The organism is Streptomyces sp. NPDC050759, assembly GCF_044456945.1.
Taxonomy (GTDB): Bacteria; Actinomycetota; Actinomycetes; order Streptomycetales; family Streptomycetaceae; genus Streptomyces.
The window spans coordinates 389,258-410,284 of the sequence record NZ_JBITGI010000002.1 but is presented as its reverse complement, the minus strand read 5'-3'; the positions used below and the strand labels follow the sequence as shown (position 1 = coordinate 410,284).

The following is a 21,027-nucleotide window of genomic DNA, read 5'->3' as shown; positions in this document are numbered from 1 at the left end:
TGTGCACGGTCGCGCTCACGGCAGCAGCTCCAGCCCCGAGCGCAGCAGCGCGGGGACCGCGGACCCGACCCGCTCGAATCCGGTGCCGACGGTCTGTCCCGCGAGATAGCGGGCGTGGATGCCCTCCGCGATGACGGCGAGCTTGAACGAGGCCAGGGCCTGGTAGTAGGGCAGGGCGTCGGTGTCGCGGCCGGACTTCGCGGCGTACCGCGCGGCCAGTTCGGGGCCGGTGGGGAAGCCGGGGTTGGCCGTCGGGACGTGGCGTGCCGCGAGGACCGGTGCGCAGGTCGGGTCCCAGTACATGAGGAGCATGCCGAGATCGGCGAGTGGATCGCCGAGCGTGGCCATCTCCCAGTCGACGATCGCCGCGATCCGGTCGAAGCCGTCGGGCGCCAGGATGGTGTTGTCCAGGCGGTAGTCGCCGTGCACGATCGTTGGCGCGCCACTCATGGGCACGGCGCGGGCGAGCCTGCCGTGCAGTTCGTCGACATCGGGCAGCGAACGCGTGGCGACCTTCTCCCACTGCCCGCGCCAGCGCCGCACCTGACGCTCCAGATAGCCGTCCGGACGGCCGAAGTCGCCGAGCCCGACGTCGGAGGCGTCGACCGAGTGGAGTGCCACCAGCGCGTCCACGAGCGCGTCGGCCGCCCGTCGTGCCTCGTCGGGCGGCAGTACGGCGGTGTCGTCGCCGTCGCGCAGCACCGCCCCCTCCACGAAGTCGACGACGCAGAACGGCGCGCCGATCACCTCCGGGTCCCGGCACGACAGCACGGCACGGGCCACGGGCACCCCGGTACCACCGAGGGCGGCGACGACGCGGTACTCGCGGTCCATGTCGTGCGCGGTGGGCGTCAGCACCCCCAGCGGGGGCCGACGCAGCACCCACCGGTGCGTCCCGTCGGTCACCTCGTACGTCAGATTGGAGCGCCCGCCCTGGAGCAGCCTGGTCCTCAACGGGCCGGCGCACTCGGGGACATGGTGGTCGAAATACCGCTGCAGCGCGGGCACGTCGACGCCGACCACGGCATCCTCGGACGCGGTCACTGTGCGGCCACCCGCTCCCGAGCCGCCCGTACCGCACGCTTGGCGATGGCCCACCGGTGGGTCTCGGAAGGACCGTCGTAGATCCGGAAGGGCCGCACCTCCCGGTACAGCCGGGACAGCGGGGCGTCCCCCGAGATGCCGAGCGCGCCGCACACCTGCACGGACCGGTCGACGACCCGGTTGACCGCCTCGGAGACGTACGTCTTGGCGATCGAGGTGTGCTGAGCGGCCGAGCGGCCCTGGTCCAGTTCCCAGCAGGCCCGCCACAGCACCGCACGGCTGGTCTCGATGTCGATCTCGGAGTCGGCCAACAGCTGCTGCACCATGCCGAGTTCGGCCAATGGCCTGCCGAAGGCCGAACGCTCCGTCGCGCGCTCCAGGGCGATGTCCTGCGCCCGTCGGGCCACGCCCAGCCAGCGCATGCAGTGCGTCATACGGGCGGGCCCGAGGCGCACCTGCGCGTACGTGAATCCCTCGTCCACCTCGCCCAGGACGGCGCCGTCGGCGACTTCGCAGCCCTCGAAGACGATCTCGCTGTGCCCGCCGAACAGGCCCTGGTCGAGCGTGTCGATGTTGCGGACGATCTTCATTCCCGGGTTGTCGGCCTCGACGAGGAACATCGTCGCGCCGCCCGCGTCGCCCGGTCCGCCACAGGTGCGAGCCATGCAGATGGCGAAAGAGGCCCCGTCGGCGCCGCTGATGAACCACTTGTGTCCGTCGATCCGCCAGCCGCCGTGGACCCGGGTCGCGGTGGTGGCGAGGGCGCGGGGATCGGAACCGGCACCCGGCGCCGGCTCGGTCATCGCGAAGCAGGACCGGACCTCACCCGCGGCCAGCGGCCGCAGATAACGCACCTTCTGCTGCTCCGTGGCGACCACTTCGAGCAGATGCGTGTTGCCCTCGTCGGGTGCCGCGCAGTTCAGCGCCAGCGGCCCGAGCAGCGAGTACCCGGCCGCCTCGAACACCACTGCCTGGCCGCACAGGTCGAGCCCGAGCCCGCCCCATTCCGTGCCTACATGCGGTGCGAACACCCCCGCGTCGCGGGCCGCCTGCTGGAGCCGGCGGCGCAGTGGCTCGGGCCCGGCGTGGACGTTGCCGTCGCACGCCTGCTCCTCGGGTATCACCACCTCCTTGACGAAAGCGGCGGTGCGCCGGGCGACGGCGGTGACCCTCTCGTCGATCTCGAACCCGATGGGCATGTTCCCTCCCGAGCTTGGCTACTGACTATTAGCCATCACAAGGGCGAATGGGTCAGCATGTCAATGGCCTGGGCTATACTCGGTACCCCAGTAGACGAAATTGGCTAATGATCGTTAGCTTCAGGAGTTCACGTGAGCTCAGCCCGGAGCGAGGGGCACGGTAGATCGCCCAGTGGGTCGTACGAGCGGCCGCACCGGCCGGCCCGGGCCGGGGGCGCGCCCGTAGCCGACCGTCGGTCCGCGATCCGGCAGGCCGCGCTTCGGCTCTTCGCCGCACAGGGCTACAGATCCACCACCATGGCCGACATCGGAGCCGCCGTGGGCATCCGAGGCCCGAGCCTCTACAAGCACGTGGCCTCCAAGCACGAACTGCTCGCCGAGATCATGATCGGCACGATGGAACACCTCATCGCCGACAACATCGTGGCCGTCTCCGGCACCGACGACGTCCGCGAACAGCTGCGCCGCTCCGTGGAGGCGCACATCCGCTACCACGCCCGCCACCGCCTGGAGGCGTTCGTCGGCAACCGCGAGATCGGCAGCCTCGACCAGCCCGACCAGGACCGGGTGCTCGCCCGCCGCAGCGACTACGAGCGCCGCTTCCGCGAACTCATCGAGCAGGGCGTCGCCCAGGGCGCCTTCCACGTACAGTCGGCCCGCATCGCCTCGTACTCGATCCTCGACATGGGCATCGGCGTCGCCAGCTGGTTCCACGAGGGCGGCGAGTTCTCCGTCGACCAACTCGCCTACCAGTACGGCGACATCGCCCTGCGCATCGCGGGAGCGCGCCTGCACGGCGGCACGGGGGAGGAGCCGGGGTCGCTGCGCTGACGCCGCCGTGTCGGGGGGCCAGCAGGTGGTGCAAGGCGAAGACGGTGGTCTGAGGATGTCGAGAACGTGCCAATGGCTCCGTCCCAGGGACATCAGCGGCCACCACCGGCCGGACGAGGAAGAAGGAGAGCCCAGCATGGCGATTCAGCGAATGGACAACGTCGGCATCGTCGTCGAGGACATGGATGCCGCTGTCGCATTCTTCGTGGAACTGGGTCTGGAGCTGGAGGGCAGGGCGGAGGTCGAGGGCTTCTTCGCCGACCAGTGCACCGGACTCGACGGCGTTCACTGTGACATCGCGATGCTCCGGACCCCTGACGGTCACAGTCGGCTCGAGCTGGCGAAGTACCGCAGCCCCGCGGTGATCAGCGCCGGGCCGCGCAACCGGCCGCACAACATCCTGGGCACGCACCGCGTCATGTTCGCCGTCGACGACATCGAGGACACCGTTGCCCGCCTGCGCCCGCACGGCGCCGAACTCGTCGGCGAGATCGCCCGGTACGAGGACAGCTATCTGCTCTGCTACCTCCGCGGCCCTGCGGGCATCATCGTCGGACTGGCCGAGCAACTGGGCTGATCGCGTACGAGGAAGAAGCGTCAGTGGGTGGGAGCCCAGAGAGGTGGGGTGTGCTTGCGGGACCCGAGGACCAACGCCCGCTGTGGGAAACGGCTTGCACCGGGCGTTGTCAGAGGCGTCAGGCACACTGCGGCGTATGAACTCGGTGACCGCGCACGACTATGCCTGGATCCACACCTCGCCGCTCTTCCGCCACATGATGGCGAGCGGATACACCCTCACGCTGATACGGGGGCGGACCCCACGCGAGGTGCTGCGCGCGATGGAGGCGGAACCGCAGGGCACCGGGGAGGGCACGGCTGGGCTGATCGAGGCGGACGACGCTCACCGCGACGAGGTGGACTACGACTACTGGGACGAGTCCTATATTGCAGGCGCCTTCAGCGCTCCGGGCGAGAACGGCGACTGGACACTCGTCCTCGCCTTCGACGGTGGCCTGGGGATCGCGGCGCAGTGCGTGGAGACGCTGTCGAAGGGCGGCCGGGTCGTGGCGCACTCGACCAACGGCGGCAAGCCCATCCACCTCTTCCACTGGTTCGAGGACGGTGAGCTCCGTACGACGTTCGAGGACCCCTTGTCGCGGGACGGCACCACCCCCGATGCACTGGTCCCCCTGCTGCGGGACGTCGGCTTCCCTCTGACCTCCGAGGGAGAGCACGACGAGAGCGCCCCGGACGTCGACCGGAAGGCGGCGATCCTCGCTCTGGCCGAGAGACTCACCGGCATACGCGTCACCGAATCCCTCCTCCAGGACGCTACGTACCAGCTGGGGCTCGTCCCCGAACAGCCCGCCGAGGAGTGGACCAGCGTGGTCATCGACATCACCGATGCCCACGGCGAGCGCCTGCACCAGGAATGGACCTACGAGGAGATCGCGACGGCGTCGGACCGCGCACGGGCGGAGGCAAACGCGCCGGTGGCCACCACCTGGAACGAGCCGCCGGCCCGAGATCGTTCGGAGCGCAAGAGGGGTGAGTAGCGAGCGAGCGCGTGGAGAGTGCCCGGCGTACTCGCCGCCCTCAGCACGGGAACTTGCCGCACGGGGGATTCTGCGAGCATGGCCCAGCAGCCTTCATGAGTCGTCGCCGGCAGACGAGGCCGCAGCCCGGCGAGACGAAGGCACTCGCTCACTGATCACCTGCGACCACTGAGCCATGTCGGAACTACTCGCCGAGCTCCGCCCGGAGGCTGAAAGCGTACGGCCCGAAACTCGACGCCTACTTCCTCTGTGCGGCGCCGTTCGAGGACAGGAGCCGGGCGAGCCAATCCGTGCGGGTTCGGCGGGCTGTGGCCGAGATGTTTGCCTGTGGGTACAGGGCGTCGAATCCGTGGAAGCCGCCCGCCCACACGTGGAGTTCGGCCTGGCCGCCGGCCGCCCAGATACGGGTGGCGTAGTCGGTGTCCTCGTCTCGGAAGACTTCGGCGGAGCCGGTGTCGACGTAGGTGGTGGGCAGGCCCGAGAGGTCCTCGGCCAACGCCGGCGAGACGTACGGCGACACTTCGTCGTCAGTGAGGTCGCCGAGGACGGCGCGCCATGCGAACTCGTTCATCTCGCGGGTCCAGACGGCGGGCCCGCCGGAGTACTGACGGCTGGAGGTGCTGGTGTTGCGGTGGTCGAGCATGGGGCAGATCAGTATCTGCGCGGCGATCGCCGGGGTGCCGAGGTCGCGGGCCAACAGGGTGACTCCGGCGGCCAGGCCGCCGCCCGCGCTGGCGCCTGCGACGACGATCCGGGCGGGGTCGATGCCCAGTTCTTCGGCGTGTTCGGCGATCCAGAGCAGTCCCTGGTAGCAGTCGTCGACGAGGTCGGTGCCGGTGGCCTCGGGTGCCAGCCGGTAGTCCACGGACACCACGACCGCGCCGAACTCGTCGAGCCACTCCAGCGGGATGTCGATCTGCGAGAAGCGGTCGCCCATGACCATCCCGCCGCCGTGCATCCAGTAGATGCAGGGTGCGGCGGTGGTGCGATCGGGGTTCGCGGGGCTGAAGACCGACAGAGGGATCGGGGCACCGTCCTTGGCGGACACGGTGATCTCGCGACGGTCGACCCGCCGGTGGGTGAGCAGGGACTCGACGGGTGTCGAGGGGAGTTGACGCAGTTGCTTGAGGACTTCCGGGGTGAGCTGGGAGATCAGCGGCATGTCGGCGAGCAGTTCACGCAGTTCGGGGTCCAGGGCGGGTCGTGCTGTGGTCATGGTCGGTGCCTTTCGTGGGCTCGTGCCGGACGATCGGACGGGGATGCGGCCCCCTCGGCAGGCGCCGAGGCCAAGGCCGGCCCGGGATCCCGGTTTCAGAAGGCGGCCTTGCCGCGGACCGGGACGTAGTCGGTGTACTCCGACTCCTTGGCCAGCAGCCCGCCGATCTGCGCCACGATGGCCTGGGCGGCCTCGCCGGCGAAGGTCCGGTGGTGGTCGTCCTCGCTGGTCCAGCCCTCGGTGACGTGGACGACATCGGGGGCGGACGCGGACCGGGAGACGAGGTAGACGACGCAGTGTTCGCTCGCGCCCGGGCTGCCTTCGTCCAGGCCGGTCAGCAGCAGGTCGACCAGGCGGTCGCCCATTCCGGGCTTGGCGGTCAGGGTGGCGTTGAATCCGTACGTGGCAATCACGGCGGCCTACTTCCGGGTTGCTGGAGTGCAGTGATTCCATTCAACTGGCCTGACCTGCAAAAACGTTAGAACGATGCTCCCTGGCACTTGCACAATCCTCGCGGCTGCGGGAGCCCTGGTGGTGAACGGTGCTGCAATGGACGCATGCACCTCGAAGAGCTCCGCACCCTGCTGGCCCGGCATGCCCGCCCCGACTGGACCACGGCCATCGACGGCGTCCTGATCTCGAAGGTCGACCGGGCCGATCCGCCGGCGCCCTCCATGTCCGGCACGGTGCTCGCGGTCATCGCCCAGGGCGCCAAACGCCTCGCGCTGGGCGACCGGGTCTACGAGTACGGCGCAGGGCAGTACCTGGTCGCATCCGTCGACCTGCCTGTGACCGGGCAGTTCACCCAGGCCGACCCCGAGCGGCCGGCCCTCGGCTTCGGACTCACGCTGGAACCGTCCGCCGTCGCCGAACTGCTGCTGCGGGCCGGTCCCGGTGACACCCCCCGCGCCGGCACGGGCGCGCCGTCGGGGATCGCCGTCAGCGACGCTTCGCCGCCACTGCTCGACGCGGTGGTCCGCCTGCTGCGCCTGCTCGACGAACCCCGCGACCGCGCCGTACTGGCGCCGCTGGTCAAGCGCGAGATCCTGTGGCGCCTGATCACCGGCGAGCAGGGCGCGGCGGTGCGCCAGCTCGGCCTCGCCGACAGCGGTCTCAGCCATGTCTCGCGGGCCGTGCACTGGATCCGCGAGCACTACGCCGAGCCCTTCCGGGTCGAGGACGTGGCACGTCTGTCCGGCATGAGCGTCTCCGCGTTCTACCGCAACTTCCAGGCGGTGACCGCGATGAGCCCCATCCAGTTCCAGAAACAGATCCGGCTCCAGGAGGCCCGGCTGCTGCTCGCCACCCACCCGGGCGACGTCACCGGAGTGGGCCACCGCGTCGGCTACGACAACCCGTCGCAATTCAGCCGCGAGTACCGCCGCCAGTTCGGCGAACCTCCGAGCCGGGACGCCGTCCGCCTGCGGAACACCGCGCGCACCCCCGCGGGCGTCCTGCCCTGAGCGGGAGTGGCACCACTCGGGAGGATCGTGCAAGAGGGAGCGAGGATAGTTCTACTGTTTCCGCAGGTCAGAGCGATTGAATGGGACCAACAGTTCTTCCGCGGAGCAGGAAAATGCCTGTCCATCCGCGGATCGCACAACCGCAAGGACCACAGCATGAAGACCGTTCTGATCACTGGTGCCTCCTCCGGATACGGGCGGGAGACCGCCCTCTACTTCCACTCGCAGGAGTGGAACGTCATCGCCACCATGCGCACACCGCGTGCTGGCGTCCTGCCCGAATCGGACCGGCTCCGCGTTGTTGAACTCGACGTGACCAAGCCCGAGAGCATCACCGCCGCGTTCGAGGCGGCCGGGCCCATCGACGTCCTGGTCAACAACGCGGGCGTCCCGTCGATCGGCGTGTTCGAGGGCACGCCCATGGCGCGAGTGCGGGAAGTCTTCGAGACCAACACGTTCGGCGTGATGGCGACGACGCAGGCGGTGCTGCCCCAGTTCCGCGAGCGCGGCTCCGGCGTGGTGGTCAACGTGACCTCCAGCGTGGTGCTGGGCCACATGCCGCTCTCGGCCATCTACAAGGCGAGCAAGATGGCCATCGAGGGGTTCACCGCATCCCTCGCGCTCGAGCTCGCACCCTTCGGTGTGCAGGCGAAGACGGTCCAGCCGGGCGCCTGCCTGACGACGAACTTCGCGGCCAACGCGACGAAGGGCGCCTCGCTGGACGAACTGGTCCCGGCGCCCTACGCACCGTGGGCGGAGAAGACGATGGGCGACTTCACGGGCCAGGACCTGTTCACCAAGGAGAGCGACGTCGCCGAGACGGTGTGGCGAGCCGCGCACGACACGACCGGGCAGCTGCGATTCCCGGCCGGTCCCGACGCGGTCCGGCTCGCCCAGGCGAAGTGATCAGCTGTCAGGCAAGGTGACGCCGCACCGATACGCAGTTCAGCGGAGGCGAAGTCGGACGACGGCTCTTCAGCTCGTCAGGTCCGCCTTGGAGATGCGGCCGTGGACGCCCTTGACGATGTCGACCACCTGGGAGACGTGGAAGTCGGCGGCCGCGCTGAGGTAGGCGAGGCCGACCGGACCGGGGATGCCGAACCGGTCCGTGAGAAGGGTGAGCGCGTCGCGTACGGCGTTGCGCAGAGCCTCGTCGAGGTCGTGGTCGAGGCCCAGCACGATGTGCTCGGTGGGCGTCTCCGCGAAGGGGGCGCGCAGGCGGGCCGCCAGAGAGCGGGTGGCCGGGTCGCTGTGGACGGTGAGGCGGAGGGTGGCGCGCAGCGGGGCCTCGAACGCGGTGAGGGCGACTTCGCCGTCGCCCTGGGAGAAGTGCGGGTCGCCGACGTAGAAGAGGGCCTCGGGGACCTGGACAGGCAGGAAGAGCCGGGTGCCGGTGCCGAGGTGGCGGACGTCGATGTTCCCGCCGTGCGGGCCCGGTGGTACGGAGTGGACGGGGGCTTCGGTGGCCGGGGCGACGCCCATGATGCCGAGGAAGGGGCGCAGCGGGAAGGTGAGTTGGCGGCCGTCGCCGACCGGGAGCCGACCCCGGCCGTCGTCTCCCACGGTCGCCACGATGCTGGTCGGCTCGCCCGGAGGCGTTTGCGGGTATTCACCGGGGAGGGCCCCCTTGCCGTGCCGGTTGCTGATCACTCCGTAGGGGGCGCGGCGGTGCAGGGTCAGTACCTCGACCTCCAGGACGTCGCCGGGCTGTGCGCCGTGCAGTGCCACGGGCCCGGTGACGACGTGCGGGCCGTGTATCTCCGGCAGGTGTTCGCGTGCGGAGGCGGCCAGTTCCACGGCGTCGTGCAGGAGGCCGTTCGCGGCGATGCCGGCCACGCCGAAGAAGGCGGCCGGGTCGCGGCCCTGGTCCTCGAGGATGCCCTCGTGGCTGATGGTGTCGACGGTGACGGTCTCGCCCGAGCGGATGGTCAGCGCCGGTTCGGCGGTGGCGTTGGGGAGCAGGCCCCAGTGCACCCGGGAGGGGTCGGCCGGCAGGTAGTGCTCACCGTCCAAAGGTCCGAGGCCGGGCTGGAGGAGTTTCACTTCAGGGCCTTCCGCAGGGCCTCGGTGGTGACGGTGAACCCGAAGCACTGGCGGACGTTGTAGAGCGTGGCGTCCATGCAGTACGCGGGCGAGGTGGTGGCCACCGCGTCCTCCAGTATGAGGACGTCGTAGCCGAGGTTCGCGGCGTCCATGAGGGTGGCCAGGACACACTGGTCGGCATTGACGCCGGCGAAGAGCAGGGTGTCGACCCGCAGGTTGCGGAGCACACTGTCCAACTCGGTGTCCTGGAAGCCGCTCATCCGGTACTTGGCGACGTGCAGGTCACCGTCCGCCGGTGCCAGCCCGGCGACCAGCGCGGCCGAGGGGCTGCCGTGCTCCAGCACCTTTCCCGCGCCGCCCGGCAGCGTGGCGCCGATGCCGCCGCCGGTGCCGTCCGGGTCGTAGACGTGCAGGACGCCGGGCGGGAGGTTGGCCCGGTCGGGGCGGTTGCCCCAGTTGAGCCAGACCACCGGGACGCCGGCGGCACGCAGCGGGGGCAGCAGGCCGGCGATGACGGGGATCGGGGCGCGGGCCGGGGTCACGTCCACGCCGATGGAGGCGAGCCACCCGTCGGGGGAGCAGAAGTCGTTCTGCATGTCGACGACGATCAGCGCCGTGGCCGCGAGGTCGGCGACCACGGTCTGCGGCAGCGCCTCGACAGTGACCGGATGCGGGTCGCGTCGGGGGCGGGCCAGGGTGACGATCCCGGCCTCGGCCCGCCAGGTGTTGCGGGGGTTGGGCCCGATCAGGCCGTGGGCCTCAGGCATGTGTGGGAGTCCTCGATTCCGTCGTGAAGGCGGTGAGATCCAGCAGCGCCCGGTCAGTGCCTCGGGCGCCCAGCGCGCACAGCCCCACGGGCAGTGAGCGCACCCGCAGCAGCGGCGCGACGACCGCCGGGAGCCCGGCCAGCGAGGCGAGGCACGTCAGACGGAGGGTGGCGGCGCGTACGGTCTCGACCTCCTCGGGCGGCGCATCGGCGCGGGGCGCGGGGCCGCTCGTGGCGGGCAGCAGCAGGGCGGTTCCGGGCGGCAGTACGGCGTCCAGCGCCTTCCGTGCCTTGGCAAGGACCTGTTCCGCGTCCGCCTGCTCGGCCGCGCTCACCCGGCGTCCGTTCTCGAAGCGCGCCGCGACGTCCGGGGCGAGTGCGGCCGGGTGACGGGCGATCCAGGCGCCGTGCTGCTCCCAGGCCTCGGCGGCCTGGACCGTACGGAAGGCGGCCAACCACTCCTCCAGGTGCACGGCGGCTCCGGTGGCCGTACGCACCAGGGGCAGCCCGGTGCGTAGGGAGAGCGCGCGGCAGGCGGCCTCGAAGGAGGCGCGGACTTCGGGCTCGGCGTGCGACGCCAGTTCCTCGTCCACCGTGAGCTCGGCGACCGGCACAGGGGCGTCGTCCGGGAGCAGCAGAACTTCGGCCGCCGTCCGCAGCAGGGCCGGGTCACGGGCCAGGAGTCCGGCGGTGTCGAAGGAGGGGGCCAGCGCCAGCAGGCCCCCGGTGGGGACGGCACCGTGGGTGGGCCGCCAGCCGTACAGGCCGCAGTAGGAGGCGGGTACGCGGATCGAGCCGGCGGTGTCGGTGGCCAGTCCCAGGTCCGCCCAGCCGTGGGCCACGGCGGCGGCCGGGCCGCTGCTGGAGCCGCCGGTGATCCGGCCGGGGGCAACGGGGTTGACGGGGGTGCCGTAGTGCGCGTTGGTCCCGGCGAGGCTGAAGGCCAGCTCGTCGGTCTGGGCGATGCCGGTGAGTTCGGCGCCCGCGTCGAGCAGCCGCTTTACGGCGTCCGCGTGCGCGGATTCCGGGCGGGCCTCGGCCAGCCAGGCGGGGTTGCCCGCGCCGACGCGCTGTCCCGCGACGGCGTACAGGTCCTTCACTGCGGTACGGACGTGGGCCAACGGGCCCTGTCCGGCGGACGCCACCAGCGGCCCACCGTTCTCGTGACGACCCGCGACTCGCCACACCGCCGGATCCGGACGGTCGTCCCGTGGCGGCGCGGCTACGGCGCTCACGTGCGCGGCGGCGATCCGCCACCCGGCGTCGGTGTGCTGCCACACCTGGGTCTGCAGCCCGCGTGTCCCGTCCTGGCGCCGGGTCTCGGCGGTCACGACCGCGACCCCGGTTCCCGGCCGGACCACGTGCACCCGCTCGACGACTCGCGCCGGAGCCCCACCTCGCCCGCGCCGGAAGTCGGCGATGGCGGCGTGGCCCACCAGCACGGTGTCGCCCTCGGCCCGCAGGGTGTCCGGCGCATCCAGGAACCAGTGATCCAGCCCCGTCAGGTCATTGGCGGCGAGGGCCCGTTCGTATGCCCAGAAGGCGGAGAGGAGATCCGCGTTCACGACGTTCCCGCGCGCAGGACGGCCAGGTCGCGCTCGTCCAGCGTGGTGACCTGCCCGCGTTCGATGAGGTCGGCGAAGCCCTCGTCAGGGGACATGACGGTGAGGGTGTAGAGGCGTTCGGTGTCGGACGTGTTGACGATGCGGTGCTTGGATCCGGCGGGCAGCACCAGGACGTCGCCGGGGGCGAGGTCGCGTTCGTGCTCGTCGCTGGCGGCACGGCCGTGGCCGGCGAGCACGACGAACGTCTCGACCGACTCGGGATGCCAATTGAGGGGCTGGGCGCCGCCCGGTTCCCAGACCTCGAAGACGACCGTGGTCGGCGAGCCGTCCCGGGGACCGGTGAGCACGGCGAGCTTGACGGTGTCACCCGCGGTGATGTGGTGGGCGATGATGTCACGCAGCGGGGTGTGCCGCGGGGGGTTGGCCATGGCGGGCTCCCTAGGAGGTCAAGGGGCGGTCGGGCAGGAAGCGCGCACATTCGCGCAACGCGGCGGCGGCCGCGGCGATGGACGCGTCGACGAGTTTGCGGCCGAGTTCCGGCGTAGCCCCGGTGGGATCGCCGATGAGGCCGTTGCCGGTGGCGAAGTCGTCGCTGGTCCAGCCGAAGGACACCGGCTTGCCGAAGCCGATGTGCTCGTAGGTGGTGAGGTGTTCGGGGACGCTGCGGCGGGCCTGGGACATGTCCACGAGGTCCGGGCGCAGGTGGAGCATCGCGGAGGTCTCCTTGAGCCCGCCGTGCACACCCATGCCGTACTCCGTGGCCGGGGAGGTGCCGCCCTGGTCGGCCGGGAGCGAGGCGTGCAGCAGGAAGGTGCGCAGGCCGTGCCGGGTCCGCAGTTCGCGCAGGGCGACGCCGAGCAGGGCGCTGTTGCCGCCGTGCGCGTTGAGGAAGGCGAGCCGGCGTACGGGGCCGGCGGCCAGGGAGCGGCCGAGGTCGTCGAGGACGGACAGCAGGGTGCGGGCGCTGAGCCACAGCGTTCCCGGCGACCAGGCGTGTTCGTCGGACTTGGTGTAGGCGAGTCCCGGCAGCAGCGTGATGTCGCAGCTCTCCCCGGCGAGGCGGGCGGCGCCATCGGCGACGGCCTCGGCCATGTAGTAGTCGGTGGCGACGGGCAGATGGGGCCCGTGCTGCTCGACCGCGCCGACGGGCAGCACGGCGACGGTGTGCTCGCCGAGCCGCTCGATGTCCGGGCCGCTGAGGTCGATGAACCGGGTGAAGGTCACGGAGTGTCCCCTGACGTGGCGGGAATCTTGCCCGGGTTGAGCAGACCCAGCGGGTCGGCGGTGCAGGCCGCTTCCCGTACCAGGTCCAGGCGGCGGTCGACGTACCAGTTGTGCGGGCTGTGCACACGGACGCCCAGGGCCTCCAGGGCGGTGATGCCTTCGTACACCGTCTGCTCGTCCCGGAAGCGGGCCATGAGCATGCCGACCGTGCCCGAACGCATGCCCTCCAGGTGGAGCAGAGTGTCCGGGAAGACCTTCCTGATCTCGGTGGTGTCGCCGAGCAGGACGTCGCCACCGATCTCCAGGTGGAACCAGCCGTCCTCGGCCTTCATCAGGTGGTAGGTGGGGTGGTTGAAGGACAGCGAGCTGATCAGCGCGGGGCCGTCCGGTGCGGGCCGGACCTCGAGGACGCGGCCGCCGGACGCCTCGACGATCGCGCGCGCCTGGTCGACGGCCTCCTCCTCGACGATCGCGCGCAGGCTCAGGGCCGTCGGGTCCAGCGCGGGATCAGGCCGGTAGACGCGGACGAGGCCGGCCTCGTCCAGCGAGGCCAGACGCGGTGCCGGTTCCAGCCGTACGAGCGCCGACAGTGCGGCGGTGGCGGCCGCCCAGTCGTCGAAGGCCGCGAACAGCCCGGTCCAGGTGCGGGCCCTCTGGAGCCGTACGGTCGCGGTGGCGATGACGCCGGTGGTGCCGTAGGCGTGGATGTACGGCAGCGCGTCGGAATCCCGCACGGTGAAGGGCTCGGCGTCCGCCGTGCACGGTACGACCGTCAACTCCCTGACGAAGCCGTCGCTGTTGGTTTTGTGCACGAGCGATCCGGTGCCGCCGTTCCCGCCGGACAGGAAGCCGCCGAGGGTGGTGCCGAAGGTGGACGGGAACATCCACAGCTCCTGACCGAGCGTGCGGGCGTGGGCTTCGAGGTCGGACATCTTCGTCCCGGCCTCGGCGCGGATCCAGCCGTCGCCGGCGTCGAGGACCCGGTCGCAGCCGGTCAGGTCGAGCACGGCACCGTCGTACAGCGGGATCGCCTGGCCGTAGTTGCCGGTGCCCTTGCCGCGGGCGGTGAGGGGGATGCGGTGGCGATGGGCCAGGGCGAGGATGCCCGGGAGCTGCTCGTGCGAGGTGGGGCGCAGGACGGCCTCGGCGTGCCCGGCGGGGAGTCTCGCGGACAGGATGGGCGACATGTGCGCCCAGTCGCAGGAGGCCTTCTCCCGTGCCGCTGGATCGCGGATCACCCCGTCGGAGCCGAGGAGTTCAGCGGCCTCGGCGCAGAATTCCTCGATGCCGGACGTCGGCTGACGTTCCGTCACCGCCGTCGTCGGTCCGTCGTCGACGAGTTCGGTGAGCGTGGTCAGGTTTCCGGTCGTCATCACTTCAGTCCGATCGAGGTGTCGATGAACTCGTCGGTCGCCACGTCCCGGGCGGCCAGACCCGGCTTGACCTTGGCGCCGCTCTGCTCGACAAGCGGGGTGAAGGTCTTCAGGGCGGAAGCGACGCGCTGCATGTCGAAACTCCCGATGCTGCCGTCGGACTCGTTGCCGAGGATGCCGAGCTTGACCATCTGCTGTGCGGCAAAGGCGCCGGTGCCCTCGGAGTAGACCCATCCGGTGTTGTACTGCTGCACCAGGTCGCTGATGAGCTTGACCGTCGCCGACGGCCGGGCCGCGAAGTCGACGGCCGACTGCTGCAGGACGGGCACGAGCTTCTTCAGGCAGGGGCTGAGCGACTTCAGCTCGCCGCTGCGCACCGACAGCGCTTCCGGATAGACGTTGAACCCCACGTCCGCGAGCAGCTGGTACTTGATCGGCTTCTTCCAGGCCGACACCTCGTGCTGGTAGATGTACGGCTCGGCGGTGGCGAAGCCCTGCTGGGCGATGCCCGGGTTGGACACGAAGCGGGCGGGTGCGCCGTCGTAACTCCCGTCCAGCTGGCTCTTCTTGATGAGGCCCTTGTCGACCAGCAGTGAGGCGTAGGTGCTGCCGTTCACGTAGACGACCTTCGCGTTCGACTTTCCGATGTCCGCGATCGTCTTCCAGTCGGGGTGGGTGGCGGGGTCCCACATCAGGACCTGCGGGCTCTTCTTCATCAGCGCCGCCACGGCCGTGACGGGCTGCTTGGCGGACGCCGTGATCGCCACGTCGGTGGTGACCGTGCCGAGGGTGATGCTCTTGTCGACGTACATCTGCGAGGGGACGGTCTGGTAGCCGATGGCGGAGCCGCCCGCCCGGATCTGGATGTCGACGCCGGTGTCCTTGCCGTCGACGACCAGCGGGCCGGTGACGCGCTTCTTCGCGGAGTCGACCGTGTAGCCGGGGCCGACCAGGTGGTAGAGGGGGCCGTGTTCGGCCTCGGGCTCCCAGTCGACCTGGACAACGATGGTCTTGGGGCAGACGTCGGCCAGGCGCTGGGCGGCGGGGGCCGCCGGGAGCTTGTCCGCGGAGCCGGTCGAGGCGGTGGAGCCAGCGCCGCAGGCGGTGACCGATACCAGGGTGATTATGGAGGAAACGCCCGCGATGGCGGCGCGTCTGGCGGTTGAGGGCATGACTGACTCCCAGAGGGACGGGGTGAGGTGAAGGGAAGGCGGGGAAAGGGCCGGGCTACGGCCGGTCGGCCGAGGCGTGCCAGGAGCCGACGGCGAGCCGCGCGAGGAGGGTGAAGACCGCGAAGACCGCGACGCCGAAGAACGAGGCGAGGATGATCGCGGCGAACAGGTCCTCGGACTGCAGCCGGGAGCGGTAGACGTCGAGCAGGGTCCCGATGCCGGGCTCGCCCTGCTTGAAGAACATGTCGCCGACGATCGCGCCGATCACGGACAGGCCCGAGGAGGTGCGCAGCCCGGTGAAGACCGAGGGCAGGGCGGCAGGCAGTTCGAGCTTGCGCAGCCGGGCCCAGCGGCTCGCCCGCTGGAGGGTGAACAGGTCGTGGTGGGTGCGGTCCACCGACTGGATGCCGAACAGGGTGTTGGCGATCATCGGGAAGAGGGCGATCAGGACGCAGACGACCACCCGGCTGGTGAAGCCGAAGCCGAACCAGAGGCCGACCAGCGGCACGATCGCGAGGATCGGCACGGTCTGGAGGATCACCGCGTACGGGTACAGGGAGCGTTCCAGCCAGCGGGCCCTGCTCATCAGCACCGCCGCCGTCACGCCCAGCGCGGAGGCGATGAGCAGACCGACGAGCGCGACCTGGGCGGTGAGCCACAGCGCCTGGAGCATCGGCTGCAGATGCGTCCAGTCGAGGAACGCCACCGTGAGGACCTGCTGCGGGGGCGGGACGAGGAAGCGCCGGGCGGGGCTGAGCAGCAGATAGCTGACGGCGTACCAGATACCGACGGCCGCGCCGAGCGAGCCGAGCGGCGTGAGCAGCGCGGCGGTCCGGGCCCGGCGCCGGCGTGCGCGGGCCGCGGGCGCGGCCTGTGCGGAGTCCGTTGTCGGCAGGACGTCCGGGGTCTGCGCGGTGACGGTGACGTGGGCGCTCACTGGAAACCTCCTCGAAGCGCCGCCGAGACCTCGCCGGCGATGCGGCCGAACTCGGGGTCGTAGCGCAGCTCGGCCGGACGGGGATGGGCGAAGGGCACCTCGAAGGAGGCGGTGATCCGGCCGGGTCGGGCCGACATCACGACGACCCGGCCGCCCAGGAAGACGGCCTCGGTCACCGAGTGGGTGATGAACAGCGCGGCGAAGCCGGTCTCGGCGTAGATGCGCTGGAGTTCCTCCTGCATGCGCAGGCGGCTCATCTCGTCGAGGGCGCCGAACGGTTCGTCGAGCAGGAACAGCGACGGACGGGTCATGAGGGCGCGGGCCAGGGACACGCGCATCCGCATGCCGCCGGACAGCTGCCCCGGCAACTGCTTCTCGAAGCCCTCGAGGCCCACCAGGCGCACGGCGTCCAGCGCTCGTTCCCGCCGTTCGGCCTTCGGGGTCCCGGTGAGTTCGGCGGGGAGCTCGACGTTGGCGAGGACGGTGCGCCACGGCAGCAGGGTCGGGTCCTGGAAGACATAACCGACCGAGTCGGTGGGGGCGTGGACCGTGCCGCCGGTTGCGGTGTCCAGGCCGGAGGCGAGGCGGAGGAGGGTGGACTTGCCGCAGCCCGAGGGGCCGACGACGGCGACGAACTCGCCCGGTGCGATGGAGAGTTCGAGCCCCGTGAGGGCGGTGGTCCCGTTGTCGAAGTGCTTGTCGACGCTCTCGAATCGCAGCGCCGCTTCACGTGTCGCTGCGAGTGTCGCTTCGGCGGTGGTCGGCACGTCAGCTCCCTTCAGTGCCACAGTCAGGAATGTTGATAGCATGAACATTGATTGTTTCCGGCCAGTGTCGTGGCCGTATCCGTTCGCCGAGAGCTGCCGCGTCCGGCGTCTGGAGACCTTCAGAAGCTTTCGCGGACCACCGACGTACGGCTGACCAGCCGACCGCCGGCGAAGACCATCCGCTCGGGACAGGACGCGCCGAGCGCCTCCGACACGCTCTGCACGCGCACCGCCAGGAGATCGGCGACAGCCCCTTCGTACGGCCCCGCCTCGGGCAGCCCGAGGACCGCCCGAGCTCCCCCGGTGACCGCGTGCAGCGCCTCGTCCGGGCTGAGGTGACCGGCCGTGACCAGCAGGGACGCCGTCTCGAGCGGATCCGCCCGGCCCACCGGGTTGAAGGGGTCCTGGATGTTGTCACCGCCGGCCGCGACCGTCACGCCCGCATCCAGCAGGGCGCGTACGGCGGTGAGGCCGCGCGGGGTGGCCGATGGTCGGCCGCGGCCTTGCAGGTAGAGGTTCGTCAGCGGGAGGGTGACCACGCCGATGCCCGCAGCCGCGGCTTCCTTGGCCGTGCGAGCCGCCTCGTCCGGCTCCACCGCGCCCAGGCTGACGCAGTGACTCGCGGTGACGCCGGAGACGAAGCCGCGCTCCCGCACGGCACGGGTGAGCAGGCGCAGATCCGCTGCCCCCGGGTCGAGGGTCTCGTCGGCGTGCAGGTCGACCCCGACCTGGTGCTCGGCGGCGATGCGCAGCGTGCGCTCCACGGACACGGCCGGGTCCGCGGACAGGTGGGGGCAGCCGCCCAGCAGGTCCGCGCCGAGGTCGAGCGCCTCGTGCAGCAGCTCGTCCGGGGCGTCGACGTGCAGGACGGCGATCTGGAGACGGACCCGCCCGCGGAGCTGTCTGCGCAGCCGGAGCAGGGCGCGCAGGCCGCGCAGCGGATCACCGTCACGGTAACTGCCGTCGGTGGTCAGGAGGTCCACGTGGGTCCGGACGGCCGTCACACCGTTCGCGCAGAGCTCGTCGACCGCCCGTCGGGCGCGCTGGAACACGTCCTCCTCGGTGATCCGCGCGGCGTACGCACGCCAGGCGGTGACAGCGGAGGGCAGGTCTCCCGGCAGGGCGCCCGCCAGGTCCCAGGTCAGGGCCTTGTCCAGATGGGCGTGCGGTTCCGCCGGGGCGGGCAGGAGCAGGTATCCGGTCAGGTCCAGTTCGTCGGGGCCGGAAGGCAGCAGACCGGGCGGGGCGACCCGAGCGACAAGGCCGCTGTCCGTTGCGAGCAGAACGTCGCGGACGCCTTTGTCGGGCAGGCGCGCGCCGCGCAGCAGAAGTGGTGGCATGTCAGTGGTCCGTTCCGTGCGGCGCGGTGAGCACCGCGAAGCCGTCGAAGTCGTGACGGCGTACGGGGACGCCGAACATGTCGGTGGAGGCGTACGGGCGGGTGCGGCCGTCCCGCACGGCCGCGAACGCCTCGGCGACCCGGCCCACGAAGTCGGCCGACTCCCGGTGCCGCAGATGGTGGCCGAGCAGTGCGGTGGCGACCGGCAGCTCGGCGAGGCGGCGCGTCGAGTCGGCGAAGGCGGCCACGTCGGCGCCCGGCACATGGGCGAAAAAAGTACCACTGATCAACGTGTCCCCGGCCAGCAGCAGTCCGGTCTCCGGCTCCCACAGGCAGATGCCGTCCGGTGAGTGCCCGGGAGTGTGGAGCACCTCCAGGCGCCGGCCACCCAGGTCGAGGACGTCTCCTTCGCGCAGCAGCCGGGTGGGGCGTACGGCCTCGATCCGCCAGTCGGCCAGGTCGGGAACCGGCCGCACCTCGACGCGGGAATCGGTCAGGAAGAAACCGCCGGTGTCCAGGGCGCGGAACTCCTCGTACCGCTTCCGCAGGTCGTGCGCGATGTGCGCATACGCCTCCAGCCACTCCCGCGGAGCCGGAGCCGTGTGCAGGTCGGCCCCTTCGGCGTGTACGGCGATGTCCTCGGCGTATCCGGCCAGCGAGGCGTTGCCGCCGCGGTGGTCGAAGTGGTGGTGGGAGTTGACGACGAGCAGCGGGAGCCGGGTCAGCCGCCGTACCCGCTCGCCGATGTCGCCGACGCCCATGCCGGTGTCGTAGAGCAGGGCCAGTTCGTCGCCGAGCAGGAGGTAGCTGTTCACATGGCCCGGCTCGGCGATCACGAACGCACCCGGGCCGGTCTCGGCGACTTGGAACCATTCGGGACTGCTCACGCCGCACCGAGCGCGTGGTAGCGGCGACCATGGTGCACGAGCGCGGTCGGTCCGCCCGTGCCGGGCACGACCTGCTCGACGGCCGCCACGATCAGCTGGTGGTCCCCGGCCGGGAGGTCCTGCGCGACGCGGCAGAGGACCGCGTGCGAACTGTGCGCGAGCAGCAGGGGCAGTCCGCCGCGCTCCGCGGCCGACCACTCCAGCTCCGCGAACCGGTCCGCGGAGCGGTCGGCGAAGCGCCGGGAGACGTGCTCGCCGTCGGCGTGCAGGATGTTCAGCGCGAACCTGCGGCCGTCGAGCAGCGTGGTCAGCGTACGGCCGCGGCGGCCCACTCCGATGGCCAGCAGCTGCGGTTTGCGGCTGACGCTCATCACGGCGGTGCTGGTGAAACCGACCGGGCGCCCGTCGGCTGTCAGGGCCGTGACGACACAGACGCCCCCGGCGAGGGCGGCCATGGCGTCGAGGAAGCCGGAGTCCGGCGGGGAGTCGACGGGACGGTCGGAGGTGGCCGCGGCCATAAGGGCTCCCTGGAGGCTGGGCGGGACGGGGGAGGGGTACGTACGGACGTACACCGCTACGAGTCGACGGACCCGACGGACCCCCGACGGAGGGACTGGCGGACCGGCGGGCGGACCGACGGGCCGACCGACGACGCATAGAATGTTCGTACCATCAACATTGAGCGTAGGGTCCCGGTGTTTCGTCGGCGTAAAACCTCTCCCCGGACGCCTTGAGGACTCCAAGGGCCCCTCCGTCCGGACCGTTTAGGATTCCTGCCATGCCGACCCGATCCGCCAACAGCACCTCGCCCGCCGCCCAGGACTCGGATGCATCGCTGCGCGCCGAACTCGGTGGCGAGATCCGCAAGTTGCGCAAGGAGCGGGGCCTGACCCTGGTACAGCTCGCCGAGCGCGCCACGCTCTCCCACCCGTTCCTCAGCCAGCTGGAACGGGGTCTTACTCAGCCGAGCATGCAGTCCCTGCACCGCATCGCCCGTGCCCTCGGCACCACGCAGCAGGCGCTCATGGCCGCGGCGGCGGTACAGCGTCCCGGCGCCTCGGCCGACTCCGTCCACCTGGTGCGCTCGGGGGAGGGCCTGCCCGTGGCCAACCCCGGCGGCACGGCACGCATGCTCGGCTCCCCCGCCTACTCCGTCCATCCCGTGGAGTACACCGGGACCCGGGAGGGGTTCGAAGAGTACTACGACCACCCCGGCGACGAGTTCGTCTACGTCGTGGCCGGTGAGATCGAGATCGACCTGCAGACCGCGGACGGACCCCGTCTCCACGTGCTCGGACCGGGAGACAGTATCTGCTACCCCGGAGGAACTCCCCACCGTTGGCGTGCCGTCGGCGACGGTTCACGGGTGCGGATCCTCACCGTCCAGAACGCGACGGGCGAAGCCGACCGCCACTCCTGACGTCGACACGGTCGGTCCGTCCACAGGCTTGTCCAGCTGCTGCGCAAGGCTCGTCGGCAGAGTTCGTCCGTAGGACGGTGTGTCGGCCGGTCGGCGGGAGATGAACGGTGCGCCGATGAGGCTCATCGTGCTGGTGTGTTTGCCCGAGCCGGTGCGGCGGAAGGCTCGCGTTCACCAGCAGTCGCATGTCCACCGCCTCCAGGCTCGACCGGGGGTGTCATGTGC

The 21,027-nt window shown here is 70.9% G+C and carries 22 protein-coding genes; 6 read left to right on the top strand and 16 right to left on the bottom strand.

Going from position 1 to position 21,027, the window contains the following annotated elements:
* Positions 1 to 15 precede the first annotated feature (15 nt).
* Both ACIBJB_RS07735 and ACIBJB_RS07730 read right to left on the bottom strand, forming a co-directional pair.
* Positions 16 to 1,044 (bottom strand): phosphotransferase family protein, encoded by a 1,029-nt coding sequence (locus ACIBJB_RS07735; protein ID WP_398927568.1) that lies wholly within the window; start codon positions 1,042 to 1,044, stop codon positions 16 to 18.
* Positions 1,041 to 2,243 carry an acyl-CoA dehydrogenase family protein gene (locus tag ACIBJB_RS07730; RefSeq protein ID WP_398927566.1) on the bottom strand — a complete coding sequence of 401 codons (1,203 nt, stop codon included), beginning with the start codon at positions 2,241 to 2,243 and terminating at the stop codon, positions 1,041 to 1,043. The genes ACIBJB_RS07735 and ACIBJB_RS07730 overlap by 4 nt, the downstream gene beginning before the upstream one ends.
* 243 nt (positions 2,244 to 2,486) lie before the next feature.
* On the opposite strand from ACIBJB_RS07730, the gene ACIBJB_RS07725 reads away from it, so the two are divergent.
* The 3 genes from ACIBJB_RS07725 (at position 2,487) to ACIBJB_RS07715 (ending at position 4,630) form a co-directional block, all read left to right on the top strand.
* The gene (locus ACIBJB_RS07725) at positions 2,487 to 3,074 is read left to right on the top strand and encodes a TetR/AcrR family transcriptional regulator (protein WP_398928417.1); all 588 of its coding nucleotides are present in this window, start codon (positions 2,487 to 2,489) and stop codon (positions 3,072 to 3,074) included.
* A 136-nt stretch (positions 3,075 to 3,210) separates the two neighbouring features.
* Complete coding sequence (locus ACIBJB_RS07720) at positions 3,211 to 3,651, top strand: VOC family protein (protein WP_398927564.1); 441 nt, start codon at positions 3,211 to 3,213, stop codon at positions 3,649 to 3,651.
* 136 nt (positions 3,652 to 3,787) lie between these two features.
* On the top strand, positions 3,788 to 4,630 hold the full coding sequence (locus tag ACIBJB_RS07715) for a DUF6461 domain-containing protein (RefSeq protein ID WP_398927562.1): 843 nt from the start codon (positions 3,788 to 3,790) through the stop codon (positions 4,628 to 4,630).
* Between the two features lie 238 nt (positions 4,631 to 4,868).
* Here the strand turns inward: ACIBJB_RS07715 and ACIBJB_RS07710 are convergent, their stop codons facing one another.
* Positions 4,869 to 5,846, bottom strand: coding sequence for an alpha/beta hydrolase (locus tag ACIBJB_RS07710; RefSeq protein ID WP_398927560.1), 978 nt, complete (start codon positions 5,844 to 5,846; stop codon positions 4,869 to 4,871).
* Positions 5,847 to 5,941: 95 nt separating this feature from the next.
* Positions 5,942 to 6,259 carry a putative quinol monooxygenase gene (locus ACIBJB_RS07705; protein WP_398927558.1) on the bottom strand — a complete coding sequence of 106 codons (318 nt, stop codon included), beginning with the start codon at positions 6,257 to 6,259 and terminating at the stop codon, positions 5,942 to 5,944.
* A 144-nt stretch (positions 6,260 to 6,403) separates the two neighbouring features.
* Between ACIBJB_RS07705 and ACIBJB_RS07700 the strand changes: the two genes are divergently transcribed.
* Together ACIBJB_RS07700 and ACIBJB_RS07695 are read left to right on the top strand one after the other, a co-directional pair.
* Complete coding sequence (locus ACIBJB_RS07700; RefSeq protein ID WP_398927557.1) at positions 6,404 to 7,309, top strand: AraC family transcriptional regulator N-terminal domain-containing protein; 906 nt, start codon at positions 6,404 to 6,406, stop codon at positions 7,307 to 7,309.
* A gap of 156 nt (positions 7,310 to 7,465) precedes the next feature.
* Positions 7,466 to 8,215: an SDR family oxidoreductase gene (locus tag ACIBJB_RS07695; RefSeq protein WP_398927555.1), complete on the top strand. Its 750-nt coding sequence runs from the start codon at positions 7,466 to 7,468 to the stop codon at positions 8,213 to 8,215.
* A 69-nt stretch (positions 8,216 to 8,284) separates the two neighbouring features.
* Here ACIBJB_RS07695 and ACIBJB_RS07690 read toward each other — a convergent pair whose 3' ends face one another.
* From ACIBJB_RS07690 to ACIBJB_RS07635, 12 genes are all read right to left on the bottom strand, one after another.
* Complete coding sequence (locus ACIBJB_RS07690) at positions 8,285 to 9,352, bottom strand: acetamidase/formamidase family protein (protein ID WP_398927553.1); 1,068 nt, start codon at positions 9,350 to 9,352, stop codon at positions 8,285 to 8,287.
* Complete coding sequence (locus tag ACIBJB_RS07685; protein ID WP_398927551.1) at positions 9,349 to 10,119, bottom strand: cysteine hydrolase family protein; 771 nt, start codon at positions 10,117 to 10,119, stop codon at positions 9,349 to 9,351. Before ACIBJB_RS07685 ends, ACIBJB_RS07690 begins: the two co-directional genes overlap by 4 nt.
* On the bottom strand, positions 10,112 to 11,683 hold the full coding sequence (locus ACIBJB_RS07680; RefSeq protein WP_398927549.1) for an amidase: 1,572 nt from the start codon (positions 11,681 to 11,683) through the stop codon (positions 10,112 to 10,114). Before ACIBJB_RS07680 ends, ACIBJB_RS07685 begins: the two co-directional genes overlap by 8 nt.
* Positions 11,680 to 12,111, bottom strand: a complete 432-nt coding sequence (locus ACIBJB_RS07675) for a cupin domain-containing protein (protein WP_398927547.1) — start codon at positions 12,109 to 12,111, stop codon at positions 11,680 to 11,682. The genes ACIBJB_RS07680 and ACIBJB_RS07675 overlap by 4 nt, the downstream gene beginning before the upstream one ends.
* Positions 12,112 to 12,121: 10 nt before the next feature.
* A complete protein-coding gene (locus ACIBJB_RS07670; protein WP_398927545.1) occupies positions 12,122 to 12,907 on the bottom strand; it encodes a creatininase family protein in 786 nt (261 codons plus the stop codon).
* Positions 12,904 to 14,280: an FAD-binding oxidoreductase gene (locus ACIBJB_RS07665; protein WP_398927543.1), complete on the bottom strand. Its 1,377-nt coding sequence runs from the start codon at positions 14,278 to 14,280 to the stop codon at positions 12,904 to 12,906. The genes ACIBJB_RS07670 and ACIBJB_RS07665 overlap by 4 nt, the downstream gene beginning before the upstream one ends.
* On the bottom strand, positions 14,280 to 15,452 hold the full coding sequence (locus tag ACIBJB_RS07660; protein ID WP_398927541.1) for a hypothetical protein: 1,173 nt from the start codon (positions 15,450 to 15,452) through the stop codon (positions 14,280 to 14,282). Before ACIBJB_RS07660 ends, ACIBJB_RS07665 begins: the two co-directional genes overlap by 1 nt.
* 55 nt (positions 15,453 to 15,507) lie before the next feature.
* A complete protein-coding gene (locus ACIBJB_RS07655) occupies positions 15,508 to 16,389 on the bottom strand; it encodes an ABC transporter permease (RefSeq protein WP_398927539.1) in 882 nt (293 codons plus the stop codon).
* On the bottom strand, positions 16,386 to 17,156 hold the full coding sequence (locus ACIBJB_RS07650) for an ABC transporter ATP-binding protein (protein ID WP_398927537.1): 771 nt from the start codon (positions 17,154 to 17,156) through the stop codon (positions 16,386 to 16,388). The genes ACIBJB_RS07655 and ACIBJB_RS07650 overlap by 4 nt, the downstream gene beginning before the upstream one ends.
* A 119-nt stretch (positions 17,157 to 17,275) precedes the next feature.
* Positions 17,276 to 18,496 carry an amidohydrolase family protein gene (locus tag ACIBJB_RS07645; RefSeq protein ID WP_398927535.1) on the bottom strand — a complete coding sequence of 407 codons (1,221 nt, stop codon included), beginning with the start codon at positions 18,494 to 18,496 and terminating at the stop codon, positions 17,276 to 17,278.
* Position 18,497: 1 nt separating this feature from the next.
* Positions 18,498 to 19,382 (bottom strand): MBL fold metallo-hydrolase, encoded by an 885-nt coding sequence (locus ACIBJB_RS07640; RefSeq protein WP_398927533.1) that lies wholly within the window; start codon positions 19,380 to 19,382, stop codon positions 18,498 to 18,500.
* Positions 19,379 to 19,900, bottom strand: a complete 522-nt coding sequence (locus ACIBJB_RS07635) for a flavin reductase family protein (RefSeq protein WP_398927531.1) — start codon at positions 19,898 to 19,900, stop codon at positions 19,379 to 19,381. The genes ACIBJB_RS07640 and ACIBJB_RS07635 overlap by 4 nt, the downstream gene beginning before the upstream one ends.
* A 260-nt stretch (positions 19,901 to 20,160) precedes the next feature.
* On the opposite strand from ACIBJB_RS07635, the gene ACIBJB_RS07630 reads away from it, so the two are divergent.
* Entirely contained in the window at positions 20,161 to 20,802 is a 642-nt protein-coding gene (locus ACIBJB_RS07630; RefSeq protein WP_398927529.1) for a helix-turn-helix domain-containing protein, read from the top strand.
* Positions 20,803 to 21,027: the final 225 nt, after the last annotated feature.

What these genes read in the sequence shown, in the direction of transcription:
- ACIBJB_RS07730 (WP_398927566.1), bottom strand. Translation starts at nt 2,243, where the DNA reads ATGCCCATCGGGTTCGAGATCGACGAGAGGGTCACCGCCGTCGCCCGG.
- ACIBJB_RS07665 (WP_398927543.1), bottom strand. Translation starts at nt 14,280, where the DNA reads ATGACGACCGGAAACCTGACCACGCTCACCGAACTCGTCGACGACGGA.
- ACIBJB_RS07710 (WP_398927560.1), bottom strand. Translation starts at nt 5,846, where the DNA reads ATGACCACAGCACGACCCGCCCTGGACCCCGAACTGCGTGAACTGCTC.
- ACIBJB_RS07635 (WP_398927531.1), bottom strand. Translation starts at nt 19,900, where the DNA reads ATGGCCGCGGCCACCTCCGACCGTCCCGTCGACTCCCCGCCGGACTCC.
- ACIBJB_RS07700 (WP_398927557.1), top strand. Translation starts at nt 6,404, where the DNA reads ATGCACCTCGAAGAGCTCCGCACCCTGCTGGCCCGGCATGCCCGCCCC.
- ACIBJB_RS07720 (WP_398927564.1), top strand. Translation starts at nt 3,211, where the DNA reads ATGGCGATTCAGCGAATGGACAACGTCGGCATCGTCGTCGAGGACATG.
- ACIBJB_RS07660 (WP_398927541.1), bottom strand. Translation starts at nt 15,452, where the DNA reads ATGCCCTCAACCGCCAGACGCGCCGCCATCGCGGGCGTTTCCTCCATA.
- ACIBJB_RS07685 (WP_398927551.1), bottom strand. Translation starts at nt 10,119, where the DNA reads ATGCCTGAGGCCCACGGCCTGATCGGGCCCAACCCCCGCAACACCTGG.
- ACIBJB_RS07645 (WP_398927535.1), bottom strand. Translation starts at nt 18,496, where the DNA reads ATGCCACCACTTCTGCTGCGCGGCGCGCGCCTGCCCGACAAAGGCGTC.
- ACIBJB_RS07695 (WP_398927555.1), top strand. Translation starts at nt 7,466, where the DNA reads ATGAAGACCGTTCTGATCACTGGTGCCTCCTCCGGATACGGGCGGGAG.
- ACIBJB_RS07675 (WP_398927547.1), bottom strand. Translation starts at nt 12,111, where the DNA reads ATGGCCAACCCCCCGCGGCACACCCCGCTGCGTGACATCATCGCCCAC.
- ACIBJB_RS07630 (WP_398927529.1), top strand. Translation starts at nt 20,161, where the DNA reads ATGCCGACCCGATCCGCCAACAGCACCTCGCCCGCCGCCCAGGACTCG.
- ACIBJB_RS07715 (WP_398927562.1), top strand. Translation starts at nt 3,788, where the DNA reads ATGAACTCGGTGACCGCGCACGACTATGCCTGGATCCACACCTCGCCG.